Raw genomic sequence first — 12353 nt, forward strand, 5'->3', positions numbered from 1 at the left:
CAGGGGAAATACCCAACCATAATACCATCAAACCCTTTGAATTGTTCAAACTATCCTATCAGATCGTCTTTACAGAAGACATTCCTCCGTCTATGTGAATAATCTGTCCCGTCATCCAGCCCGATTCATCCGAAAGTAAAAACGCGGCCGCTGCCGCCACTTCCTCCGGTTTCCCGTATCTTCCAAGTGGATGCCTCTTGTTGGATGCTTCCTTTTTTTCATCGCTTCCAAGAAGTTGCATGGCCAATGGCGTATCGGTCAATGACGGTGCGATCGCATTCACCCGGATTTTGTTGGGGGCCCATTCTGCCGCCAATGACCTGACCAATCCTTCCACTGCGCCTTTGGCACTGGCAATGGAAGCATGGAAGCCGAGTCCCATCTGCACCGCCACTGTCGAAAACATCACGACCGACGCTGAGGGGGATTTTTTCAGTCCTTTGAGGGAGGCCTGTAGGACTTTGACGGCACCCAGGACGTTGACTTCATAATCCTGCTGAAAATCGGCTATTGTGAGGCGATGGAAGGGTTTCAGGTTGATTGTGCCCGGACAATAGACCAAGCCGTCGATCGTCTCCGGCAAATCAGGAATGCTGTCAAACGTGTCCCGCACGTCCAAAATTCGATCCGGGGATGTGCGAGAATAAGCGTACACCCTGGCGCCTTTCCGCTCCAGTATTTCGACAAGGGATTTCCCGATTCCTGTGTTACCACCGATGACGACGATGTTTTTTTGATCCATTTGGTTTGACTTTTTTACAAAATCAAAAAGTGTGGATTTTGTTTGGAGTAAGGGCAAAAGAAAATGTTCTCGATGACATGCAAATGACCGGATTTGCCTATACCTGCTCCTAGAAATAAAAAAACCGGACTTTTGTCCGGTTTTTCGTTGGTTCAGTCTTCAATTTATGTTTACAAGCTGATGTATTTCATGAATTCAGCCCTTGCATTTTCGTCTCTTTCAAATTTTCCGGAGTAGAATGAAGTCACCGTCGAACTGTTGACATCCTGTACGCCGCGTGTAGATACGCACATGTGGTGTGCATCCAATACCACTGCCACATCTTCTGTTCCCAAAGCTTCTTTCAGTTCGTTGCCAATCTGCATCGTCAATCTCTCCTGTACCTGTGGGCGCTTGGAGTAGTACTGAACGATTCGGTTGATTTTTGAAAGACCGATCACATTGCCATTGGAAATATAGGCTACATGTGCTTTGCCATAGATGGGTACAAAGTGGTGCTCGCAATTTGAAAAGAAAGTGATATCCTTTTCCACGAGCATTTCATTGTATTTGTATTTGTTTTCAAAAAGTTTCGCATCAGGCTTGTTTTTTGGGTTCAAGCCGCTGAAAATCTCTTTTACATACATTTTGGCCACCCTTTTTGGAGTGCCTTTGAGGCTATCATCCGTCAAGTCCAAGCCCAAAACGTACATGATTTCCCTGAAGTGCTTTTCGATCAGTTCAATCTTAAGGTCATCATCCATCTCGAAGGCATCTTCGCGCAGCGGTGTATCGATGGAGGTTCCGACATGTTCGTCGCCGATTTCGTCGATGGAATGGGAAAAATCAATTCCCATCGTATTCAACAAAGTTTCTTTCTGTTTCATATAGTCGAATCGTTAATTCGTATTTGTTGTCAATTTTTTTCCTTAAAATATTCCAAATAACCACTGCAATGTTTTCCGCAGTTGGGTTGAGTTTTTTGAATTCATCGGTATCCAGATTTAAGTTTTTGTGGTCGAATTTATCCAATACGTTCTCTTTGATGAGATCGCTCAATATTTTCATATCAAAGACATATCCTGTCTGTGGGTCAACCGGTCCGAGAAGCTTCACAATCAACTCGTAATTGTGTCCGTGAAAATTGGGGTTGTTACATTTTCCAAATACCGCTTTGTTTTGCTCATCACTCCAATCGGGATTATGGAGCCTATGGGCTGCGTTAAAATGTTCTTTTCTGTAGACCGCTATTTTCATTTCCTTTACTAACCGAGGTTCTTTTGATTTTGTTTAATTTAATTATAAAATCTTTAAACAAAATTTCCAAACCATTGATAATCAATCCAAATTATGGCGATAGTTTGTCCTATTGCCAAAAGGCAAATTGCTAACAACTCGGCCCCTCCAAACAGTTCCATTTAGGATGTGAAAGACAAAGATGGTACTTTGGGACAATAATTTCTGCAATCGTGGAATTAATTGGCAGCTCGTTTGCGTTAACAGGAAAATCGTTTTTCATTTGTAATCTAATAGAATATCAGCCCAGTAATGAGAAGAATCACCCTCGCCATCTCCCTACTGCTCGGTAGCAGCCTGTTGACTTTGGTCAACGTAAACAGTTCCCCATCCTCGATTTTGAGGGAAATCTCGTTTGAAGACCATTTCATCGAGATGATCAGTAGCAACTCCGCCAATCAAGATAAGGACATTCCAAACCGCGATGTGCTGGCTTTTGGCATCAAGGGATATCTGAAATTGCAGGATGAAGGCAAACTCCCCAAAGGAAAGCCGCTCACGGTGATTGACTTCACCCTTCCCTCCACAGAGAAGCGGATGTGGGTTATCGATATGGAAGAAGGCAAATTCCTGCACCACGGAGTCGTGTCACATGGGAGAAATTCCGGGGACCTTATTGCAGAGCGTTTCTCCAATGTGAGTTCGTCCTATATGAGCAGCCTCGGATTCTATCTCACCGGTGAAACTTACCAAGGCAAACACGGTTATTCGCTCCGTTTGGATGGATTGGAACAAGGCTTCAATGACAAAGCCCGGGAGCGTGCCATTGTCATCCACGGTGCGGACTATGCGCGGGAGCAGTTTATCAAGCAGACGGGAAGATTGGGAAGAAGCCTGGGTTGTCCCGCTTTGCCAGAAGAGCTAGCCAAAGAAGTGATAGACCTAATCAAAGACCAATCGCTTCTCTTTATTTTTGGAAAAGATTCCAACTACCTCAGCAAATCAAAGTTTCTAAATGCCTGATTTGATTCCCTTCGATTCTTTCAGTGCTTTGGCTATCTCGGCATCACGTCCGTAAATATCACTTCTAAAAAACATTTCCCCGCCGCCATTGGCCCAATAGGTCATGTAGATGATAGCGACAGGTATTTTCCTGTTGAGCGTTACAGTGACTTCTTTTGGTTGGCGCATGGCTTGTCGGATGCGTTCATCCGTCCAGGTTGGGTCGTGTGAAAGCAGGAATTTTGCAAAATCAAATGGGCGCTGAATCCTAATGCAGCCATGGCTAAGTGCCCGGTCTTCCCTTTCAAACAAACTTCTGGATGGTGTGTCGTGGATATAGACGCTGTGCTTGTTGGGAAACATGAATTTTGCCAAGCCCAGGGAATTGGATTCGCCGGGTTCTTGGCGTACTGTATAGGGGAACGTTTTTGGATTGACCTTTGCCCAATCGATGGATGCGGGGTCTACTATTCCTCCAGAAGAATTCAGCAATTTCATGTTCTTGCTGGCGAGATAGTTGCGGTTTTTCTTTACCGCAGGGATTATCTCTGTTCTCGTGATAGAGGTAGGTACCGTCCAAGTCGGGCTGAAGACGATATAGGACATTTCTGCGCTGAACTGGGGCGTGGCATGGTAGCTCTTGCCGACGATTACCTTGGACGTGAAGACGGTGTCCCTATTGTGGAGGAAGTCCAGCTGGAAATTGGCGGTGTTGACGAGAATCAGCTCTGAATCTTTGATCGTATCAGGCAGCCATCTCAGCCGCTCCAAATTTACCGCAGCGGTTCGGATCAGCATTTCCGGTGTCTGGTTAAGCGCTTGAATGGTTCCTTGCCCAATCACGCCGTCGGGTTCCATCCCGTGTCTGCGCTGGAGTTTTTTGATTCCCACGACGAGTTCTGCATCGTAGACCTTGTCCTCCACGGTTTCGTAGGCGTCCACGTATCCCCAGAAATACAATCGCTTCCTAATCTCGGGCATCATGGGGTTGCTTTCATCGGGCTTGATGGATTTGTCGGTCTTGAGCGGCTTCCATTGGGCAAAAGGCCGTTTTTCAAATCGCTCCATATCGTCGTACAATTCACGCAGCCCTTCCCGCATTTTTCGATAGATGACAAATGAAGGATAGAGAGCTTGGAGTGACTTCCGTATGCCGCCGCCATTCAAGGCCTCTTCCAGCCTTCTGTCCAAAACTAGTTCAGGTGCATTTCGCTGGATGTTCCACGAAGTCTTGAGGTTTTCCGGATCGACTTTGCCCAGACTCAAGTGCGATCCCATCATGATAAAGGCATCTGTCAGGAGGACATCCACGGCAGCTAACTCGTTTTCCGGCAAAGTTTTGCCTTGTTTTTTGGCGGCTTCAAATCTTGAAAAATAGTCGTTTAGCGGCGCAAAATGATAGTCGACGGGATTCAATCCATCAAATTTGGACTGTCCGATCTCATAGCGCATTTCGTAGGCAAGTTCGGGAATTTTGCCGTCCTTGATCCATGCCGGCTGAAAATTGCGTTCGCCATAAAACCGATGGATCACCACAGTACTGTACAACTCGGTACCCATCACAGCCGGCCGCTGTTCGGGGCTGTAGGTTTCCAAAGATGACCGGATATAGCCGGCAATACCGTTTTGCCCGTTGGATTGTTGGGCAAATGCTTGCCCGAACAAAAGCAGCCAAGTAAGGGAGAGGAAAAGGTTTTTCATAAAATTTAATCAGTCAAAATCACTCGGGTATGTCGATCAAAAAATGCAAATCAACTTTCGCGCATACTGCTGGAAATATCGCAAAAATCTAGTTTATCCCCTTCAAACGCCTATAAAAGTTTATCCCATAAGGTGCTTGGCTTGTTAGCGTGTGGATTATCCTTTCATCGATAATTTTTCGACACTTTTCAGGTTTTTTCTTACCAGAACTCCAGCCAGAATCCTATTTCTTCTTCTTCCATTGGATAGAGTAAAGATCGAGTCGCCGCTGCTCGAGGTTTCGGACACTTCCCGCTTTCCGTTGCTTCGTAAGCAAATCCAAGTCCACGTCAGCCACAATGGTCGTTTCGGCGTTTTCGGAAGCTTGCGCCACGGTCGCATCATGTGGGAATGAAAAATCCGATGGGGAATAGATTGCTGCTTGGGAATATTGAATATCCATGTTTTCCACACGGGGCAGGTTGCCTACGGATCCGGTAATCGCAACGTAGCATTCGTTTTCGACTGCTCTGGCTTTGGCACAGGTATTTACACGAAGAAACGCATTCTTGGTGTCGGTCCAGAAAGGCACAAACAGGATGTCCATTTGTTGCTCTGCCAATATCCTTCCCAATTCAGGAAACTCGACGTCATAGCAGATCAGGATCCCGATTTTGCCAGCATCCGTGTCAAAAACCTTGATTCCATTTCCGCCCTGCAAACCCCAATAGGACTGTTCGTCCGGGGTGATGTGCAGTTTGTATTGCTTGTCCGTGGTTCCATCCCGACGGCAGAGATAGCTCACGTTGCGGAGTTTTCTGCCGTCATATTCGGGCATGCTGCCGGCGATGATGTTGACGTTGTAGGAAAGTGCCAAGTCACTCATTCGGCTTACGATCTCGTCTGTGTAGTCAGCCACATTCCGAATGGCTTCCGAGGCATCCATGTCATTGAACTCCGCCAACAGTGGCGCATTGAAAAACTCCGGCAAAAGACAGAAATCGGATTTGTAACCAGAGATCGTATCCACAAAAAACTCTACTTGCTGCATCAGGTCGTCCACGGAATTGAATCGGCGCATTTTCCACTGCACCAAGCCGAGTCGGACGATAGACTTCTTATTTCCAATCAGCTTTTCGTCCTTTTCATAATAAATGTTGATCCACTCGAGCAATGTCGCATAGGCACGTGAATCGGTATCCTCGGGAAGGTATTTGGTAATCACCTTTCGGACGTGAAATTCATTGGCAAGCTGAAAAGACAATACCGGGTCAAAAATCTCCTTGCTTTTAACCAAGTCGATATACTTGCGGGGAGTCATCTGATCCGCGTACCTGAAATAGCCTGGAATCCTGCCGCCGGCAATGATTGAGCGGAGGTTGAGATTTTCGCAAAGTTCCTTTCGAGCATCGTACAAGCGTCTTCCCAAACGCAATCCACGGTATTCTTGGTGAACAAAAACATCCGTGCCATAGAGCGTGTCCCCCTCGTCGTCGTGCGTGTCGAACTTGCCGTAGCCGGTGATTTGATCGTAGGTATGGTTGTCACCAAATCGGGCGTAATCCACAATGATACTCAGTGCAGCGGCCACGACCTTGCCGTTGTCCTCGATGCAGATTTGGCCATCGGGGAATACTTTCAGTTGGTTTTTGAGTTCCTGTTTGGTCCAAGCACCGCCTTGGTCCTTGTAGACAGAAAACATGATTTCCCGAATATCCTCATAGTCCGAAAGCTTGATATGGCGAAGCTTTAACCGGTGCTCTAATTCTTCTCTCTGCTTACTCATTCGGCAAAATTAACCAAATTTCATGGATGGCCTCAAAAATAGCTCTTGGGCAAAACGCGTCTTTTTTTCCTCTGTTAGAAGAAGGTCAACTACAAAAAACTGCCGTTCCTTGGTGTTTTTGTGGGAAATCGCTTTGGAGCTTTGCAGCAACAGAGGATTTTTTGGGAATAATGGGAGGAATCTCCATGATTTTTCCAAGACACAAACTTTGAATTTTTAATTAATTTTACATTTCTTTATCGCTGATTAATCCCTATCTCGCTACGAATCACCAATATTCGAATATTCCTTTCCAATCATGAAGCGCATTGTTTTTTTTGTTTTGCTGGTATTTTTTGTGATCGAATCGCATGCCCAAAGTTTCTATCGATACCGCTTTGATGCCCCGTGGTCCGTCTCCGTAGCAGCAGGTCCGACTCAGTATTTTGGGGAATTATATTCGCTTTGGAAGTACAATGAAGGTATTCAGCCGGATTGGAATGTGAACTTTGCGGTTCGTAGGACCTTGGGAACCTACATCAGGGCAAGAGCGGAATTTACCTATTACCAAATCTCAGGACAAGATCCTCCCGCGGATCCACGTAGTTACAGAAACCCGCGAAACTTGCATTTCAGGGCGCGAAACTGGGAAGCATCGATGGTGGGGGAATTCCATTTGAAACCTGTAAAAGTCTATAACATCACGAGGAGTTTCTTCAATTTTTATGGATTTGCGGGAGTCGGAGTCTCCAGCAATGATCCCAAGGCAGAGCTCAATGGGACTTGGGTAGATCTGCGTCCACTGCAGGTTGAAAACAATCCATACAATAAGCACATCATTGTATTCCCCACTGGTATTGGGATGAAATACAAGCTCAACGTTTATACCGACTTGACCGTCGAGCTGAACTATCGCTGGACGCTGACTGACTATATGGATGATATCAGTGCGTACAATATCCGCGAGTTTTATTTGGATGTAATCGAGGACTATGGTACCAATGGTGAGGGGCCGAGACCTGACAGGTTGAGGCTTTTGGTGAGAAACCCTTCCTTTATCCGCGACAATGGTGAACCTGATGTCCAAAAGATTCTTGACAATGGTGGCGCCATCCGTCGGGGTAGCGGGCTGGATAATCGATTTGATGGTTTTATGTCCCTAAATATTGGCCTTGAAATTTACCTATCCAAAGACATCTGGGACAACTGGATATTCAGAAACCGAGTCAACGAAAAGAGCTTCCGATTCTGGTAATAGTTCTGATTTGAGATTTGAGACGGGAGACTCGCGTTACTTTTACTCCTTAGGATAAAAATCAGCAAGCAAGTTTTTCTCGATTCCAGCTCATAATCTCCCACTTCTCCCATACGCCCGATTTACCGCCAATTTTCCTATTTTTGCAAGCATTCTAAAAAAACCAGCGGAAAGCTTCGATTATGGCGGATTACAATTTTCAGGAAATAGAGAAAAAATGGCAGGCGTATTGGGAGAAAAACCAAGTCTTCAATGCCCAAGTAGATCATCAAAAGCCGAAATTTTACTCCTTGGACATGTTTCCGTATCCTTCTGGGGCAGGATTGCATGTCGGCCATCCGCTGGGCTACATTGCTTCAGATATAATCACGCGGTACAAGTGTCTGCAGGGATACAATGTCCTGCACCCGATGGGCTACGATTCCTTCGGCTTACCGGCCGAACAATATGCCATCCAAACCGGGCAACATCCAGCGATTACGACCGAACAAAATATTCAGCGCTACACCGAACAGCTCAAGAATATAGGCTTTGCCTTTGACTGGGCAAAGGAAGTGCGCACATCCGATCCGTCTTATTATAAATGGACGCAGTGGATTTTCATGCAGCTTTTCAACAGCTACTATGACAAATCCGAGAACAAAGCAAAAAGCATTTCCTCTCTTGTTGAGAAATTTGTCGTTTCGGGCAATGCCGGAATCGATGCGGTCTGTGACGAAGATACGCCGAGTTTCACAGCAGCCGATTGGAACGGTTTCTCAGAAAAACAGCAACAGGAAATCCTGCTGAAGTACCGCCTGTCCTTCTTGGCCGAGACGACGGTCAATTGGTGCCGTGCACTGGGTACCGTACTTTCCAATGACGAAGTAAAGGATGGGTTTTCCGAAAGGGGAGGACACCCCGTCGAGCGTAAGAAAATGATGCAGTGGAGCATGCGCATCACGGCTTATGCAGAGCGTTTGTTGGAAGGATTGGAGACAGTCGATTGGTCGGAGCCCATCAAGGAAATGCAGCGCAACTGGATCGGAAAGTCGATTGGTGCAGAGATGGTATTTCAGGTCAAGGGCAAAGATCTGCAGATCAAGGTATTCACCACCCGTATCGATACGATTTATGGGGTGACCTATTTGGCTTTGGCACCTGAGCACGATTATGTGCAGGAGTTGATTACGGAGGACCAAAGGGCCACCGCCGAAGCGTATGTGGAAGTAGCCAAAAACCGCTCAGAGCGTGACCGTATGTCCGATGTAAAGACGATTTCGGGAGCTTTCACCGGATCTTATGCCATCAATCCATTCAATGGTGAGGAGATCCAGATTTGGGTGGCGGATTATGTTTTGGCAGGATATGGCACAGGCGCCGTCATGGCTGTACCTGCCCATGATGAGCGGGATTATAATTTTGCCAAGCATTTTGGCTTGGAGATCCGACAAGTGATCGAGGGCAGTATGGAAAACGGTTCCTTCCCCGGAAAGGGCGGCACCATCATCAATTCCGGTTTCATCTCCAACATGGAAATGAAGGATGCGATGAATAAGGCCATTGCCTTTTTGGAAGAAAAAAAAATCGGGAAAGGCAAAATCCAATACCGCATGCGGGATGCGATTTTTACTAGGCAGCGCTATTGGGGTGAGCCACTTCCTGTTTATTTCAGAGACGGCTTGCCCTATTTGATGGATGAAAAGTATTTGCCTTTGGTGCTTCCTGAGGTGGATAAGTATTTGCCTACCGAGGATGGTGAACCACCTTTGGGTCGGGCAAAAGATTGGGTTTACAAGACCTCGGAAGGTGAATTTCCTTTGGAGAAAAGCACCATGCCAGGTTGGGCGGGATCAAGCTGGTACTTTTTCCGATACATGGACCCGCAAAACGATCGTATGATGGTCGACCCTGAAAAAGAGAAATATTGGGGTAGCGTGGACCTATATATTGGAGGTGCAGAGCATGCCACGGGTCATTTGCTGTATTCCAGATTTTGGACGAAGTTCTTATATGATATCGGAGTGGTCAGCATTGAGGAGCCTTTCCAGAAGATGATCAATCAGGGAATGATCCAAGGCCGTTCCAACTTTGTCTATCGCCAAAAAGGCACCAATACTTTTGTTTCCCACGGCCTGAGGGATCAGTACGATACTTCTGCGATGCACGTCGACGTCAATATCGTTCACAACGACCAACTGAATCTGGAGAAATTCAAGGCTTGGCGCCCTGACTTGGCCGATGCGGAATTTATACTCGAAGAGGGCAAATACATCTGCGGTGCAGAAGTGGAGAAAATGTCCAAGTCAAAATACAATGTGGTCAATCCGGACGATATCATCGAGCGTTACGGTGCTGATACCCTGCGCATGTACGAGATGTTTTTGGGGCCATTGGAACAATTTAAGCCTTGGAATACCAACGGCATAGACGGTGTGTCGAAGTTTCTGAAGAAACTTTGGAAGCTTTACCATGATCAACAAGGCAACCTTGCGGTGAGTGAAGAGAAAGCTACAAAGGAAGAACTGAAAGCGCTGCACAAGGCGATCAAAAAGACTGAAGAAGATCTGGAAAACCATTCCTTCAATACCTCCGTGGCGTCTTTCATGATTTGCGTTAATGAGTTGACTGCTTTGAAATGCAACAAGCGGGAGATTTTGGAGCCTTTGGCGATCATCATTTCTCCCTATGCGCCCCATATTGCAGAAGAGCTTTGGTCCTTGTTGGGACATCAGGAGTCGATCATTTACGCCCAGTTTCCAAAATTTAACGAGGCCTTTCTAGTAGAGGACAGCCACGAATATCCCGTTTCGATCAATGGAAAAATGCGGGCCAAGGTTTCCCTTTCGCTGTCACTTTCCGTGGCAGAAGTCGAGCAAGCTGCTTTGGCGGATCCAGCTGTAATAAAATGGACAGAAGGAAATCCTCCAAAAAAAGTGATCGTCGTCCCTGGGAAGATTGTCAATATTGTGATTTGAGGTGAAGCAAGAATGGAATATGAGGTTTTAGGTGACTTGGACTCAATTAGATACTAAAAACCCAATAATGAATAACCAATAACCCAATTACTCTATTTCGTTCCCCATGAACAAGTTCTTCATCGCATTTGCCGCGATCGCCTCTTCAGGCATATTGGCTTATTCATACCTGAGGGAATGGATTGCGATAAAGTGGTTGGGAGAAGTCCCAGAGCTCATTCCGGAGCATCCATTGAGCCCTTATTTCCACGGTTCGATTGGATTGTACCAAAGGGTTTTGGTCATTTTTGGGATTTACTTTTTCCTCGTTTTCCTGGGAAGCGTCTATTTCACATGGAGGAAAAAATGGGGCTTCGTCATGTTGTTATTTGTGGCCAGTATGCTGGGTATTTTGGGTATCATGATAAATGGGGCAATAAAATAACCTAACTTTGCCGCATGGAAATCAAACACAACACCGTCGTGGGGCTCACCTACGACCTGAAAGTCAGCAAAGAGCTCGACGATATAGAATCTGAACCTTTCAGCGTAGAAGTACGCGACGAGGATGATCCATTCTTCTTTTTGTTTGGAAACAGCGGATTGCCTGAGAAGTTTGAGGAATATCTGATTGGAAAAAAACAGGGAGAAGGATTCCTCTTCACGATCAGTTCTGCCGATGCCTATGGTGACGCAGATGAGGAACTGATCATGGCGCTTCCAAAAAGCCAATTTACTGCCGCCCAAGGCTTCGAGCCTGAAATGCTCGAAGAAGGAAACTTTCTTCCCCTTATGGACGAGAACGGTTATCCGCTGCAGGCCAAGGTGCTGAAGGATTTGGGAGATGAGGTGTTATTGGACTTCAATCATCCCTTGGTTGGTTTTGACCTACATTTCGAAGGGGAGGTCTTTGAAGTGCGGGCCGCAACTGCGGAAGAAATCGCCCATGGCCATGTGCATGGCGATCATGGGTTTCAGCATTAAATGGCTGCCAAGTCAGATAGATACGAAAGGTATATTTGGGGATTTCCGACACATTATACTTCCGTTTTTCATATTTGTTTTGAGAAAAATCGATGCCTGAGATCAGTGGATTCTATGGGATGATCATTAGAATGTTATACAATGATCATAATCCGCCGCATTTTCATGTCATTTATCAAGATCATGAAGCGATAGTAGACATTCACACTTTAGAAGTGCTGAGCGGAACTATACCAAAAAGGGCAAAGTTATTGGTGATGGAATGGGCATCGGACCACAGGGCTGAATTGGAATCAAATTGGGAGAGAGCACGTTTAAGGAAAGAGTTAGAAAAGATCGAACCACTTGATTAACATTGAATTATGGTTAAAATTGAGAAATTTGAATTCGTTGGGGATTGGAAAATCAGGTTTTATTTTAGCGATGGCTCGAAGAACTTGGTTGACTTTAGCAGTTTCATTGGTGATGATGCCTTGTCCAGTCGATTGAGAGATCTCAATTTTTTTCACCAAGTGAAATTGTATGAGGGAGGAAGGGGTATTTTTTGGCCAAATGATTTCGATTTCTGTCCCGACTTCTTGATTAGCTACAAGAGTCAAGGCGAAACCATAAGCCATCCTTAGTACTTTTATTAGATGCAGTTCTGCTGGGAGGCAATGCCTAACGCGGCAATAGCACATTAGAAAGGGTTAAATTCGACTTGACCTTTGAATATTTTTTTGGCCGAATCGTCCCTAATAAATAGGAAGTTATTGCCATACAAAGTGGCAAAAC

13 protein-coding genes are annotated in these 12353 nt (G+C 45.8%); 8 read left to right on the plus strand and 5 right to left on the minus strand.

The window, feature by feature from the left end:
- Window positions 1–58: 58 nt before the first annotated feature.
- The 3 genes from L0U89_RS06115 to L0U89_RS06125 form a co-directional block, all read right to left on the minus strand.
- Window positions 59–742, minus strand: a complete 684-nt coding sequence (locus L0U89_RS06115) for an SDR family NAD(P)-dependent oxidoreductase (RefSeq protein ID WP_234860720.1) — start codon at window positions 740–742, stop codon at window positions 59–61.
- A gap of 170 nt (window positions 743–912) precedes the next feature.
- Complete coding sequence (gene folE / locus L0U89_RS06120) at window positions 913–1608, minus strand: GTP cyclohydrolase I FolE (protein WP_234860721.1); 696 nt, start codon at window positions 1606–1608, stop codon at window positions 913–915.
- The gene (locus L0U89_RS06125; protein WP_234860722.1) at window positions 1568–1978 is read right to left on the minus strand and encodes a 6-pyruvoyl trahydropterin synthase family protein; all 411 of its coding nucleotides are present in this window, start codon (window positions 1976–1978) and stop codon (window positions 1568–1570) included. Before L0U89_RS06125 ends, folE begins: the two co-directional genes overlap by 41 nt.
- Window positions 1979–2269: 291 nt before the next feature.
- On the opposite strand from L0U89_RS06125, the gene L0U89_RS06130 reads away from it, so the two are divergent.
- The gene (locus tag L0U89_RS06130; protein ID WP_234860723.1) at window positions 2270–2980 is read left to right on the plus strand and encodes a murein L,D-transpeptidase catalytic domain family protein; all 711 of its coding nucleotides are present in this window, start codon (window positions 2270–2272) and stop codon (window positions 2978–2980) included.
- Here L0U89_RS06130 and L0U89_RS06135 read toward each other — a convergent pair.
- On the minus strand, window positions 2969–4660 hold the full coding sequence (locus L0U89_RS06135) for a L,D-transpeptidase family protein (RefSeq protein WP_234860724.1): 1692 nt from the start codon (window positions 4658–4660) through the stop codon (window positions 2969–2971). The genes L0U89_RS06130 and L0U89_RS06135 overlap by 12 nt on opposite strands.
- 223 nt (window positions 4661–4883) lie before the next feature.
- Window positions 4884–6425: a bifunctional GNAT family N-acetyltransferase/carbon-nitrogen hydrolase family protein gene (locus L0U89_RS06140; protein WP_234860725.1), complete on the minus strand. Its 1542-nt coding sequence runs from the start codon at window positions 6423–6425 to the stop codon at window positions 4884–4886.
- Between the two features lie 26 nt (window positions 6426–6451).
- Between L0U89_RS06140 and L0U89_RS06145 the strand changes: the two genes are divergently transcribed.
- From L0U89_RS06145 to L0U89_RS20595, 7 genes are all read left to right on the plus strand, one after another.
- Window positions 6452–6637 carry a hypothetical protein gene (locus L0U89_RS06145; RefSeq protein WP_234860726.1) on the plus strand — a complete coding sequence of 62 codons (186 nt, stop codon included), beginning with the start codon at window positions 6452–6454 and terminating at the stop codon, window positions 6635–6637.
- Window positions 6638–6723: 86 nt separating this feature from the next.
- Complete coding sequence (locus L0U89_RS06150; protein WP_234860727.1) at window positions 6724–7659, plus strand: hypothetical protein; 936 nt, start codon at window positions 6724–6726, stop codon at window positions 7657–7659.
- Between the two features lie 182 nt (window positions 7660–7841).
- Window positions 7842–10616, plus strand: coding sequence for a leucine--tRNA ligase (gene leuS / locus L0U89_RS06155; RefSeq protein WP_234860728.1), 2775 nt, complete (start codon window positions 7842–7844; stop codon window positions 10614–10616).
- A gap of 106 nt (window positions 10617–10722) precedes the next feature.
- On the plus strand, window positions 10723–11040 hold the full coding sequence (locus tag L0U89_RS06160; protein WP_234860729.1) for a hypothetical protein: 318 nt from the start codon (window positions 10723–10725) through the stop codon (window positions 11038–11040).
- 14 nt (window positions 11041–11054) lie between these two features.
- Complete coding sequence (locus tag L0U89_RS06165; RefSeq protein ID WP_008631867.1) at window positions 11055–11579, plus strand: FKBP-type peptidyl-prolyl cis-trans isomerase; 525 nt, start codon at window positions 11055–11057, stop codon at window positions 11577–11579.
- A gap of 119 nt (window positions 11580–11698) precedes the next feature.
- Entirely contained in the window at window positions 11699–11932 is a 234-nt protein-coding gene (locus L0U89_RS06170; protein WP_255777839.1) for a DUF4160 domain-containing protein, read from the plus strand.
- Between the two features lie 9 nt (window positions 11933–11941).
- Entirely contained in the window at window positions 11942–12202 is a 261-nt protein-coding gene (locus L0U89_RS20595) for a DUF2442 domain-containing protein (RefSeq protein ID WP_040481655.1), read from the plus strand.
- Window positions 12203–12353: the final 151 nt, after the last annotated feature.

Origin of the sequence: Mariniradius sediminis (genome assembly GCF_021491425.1) — a bacterium.
GTDB classification, from domain to species: Bacteria; Bacteroidota; Bacteroidia; order Cytophagales; family Cyclobacteriaceae; genus Mariniradius; species Mariniradius saccharolyticus.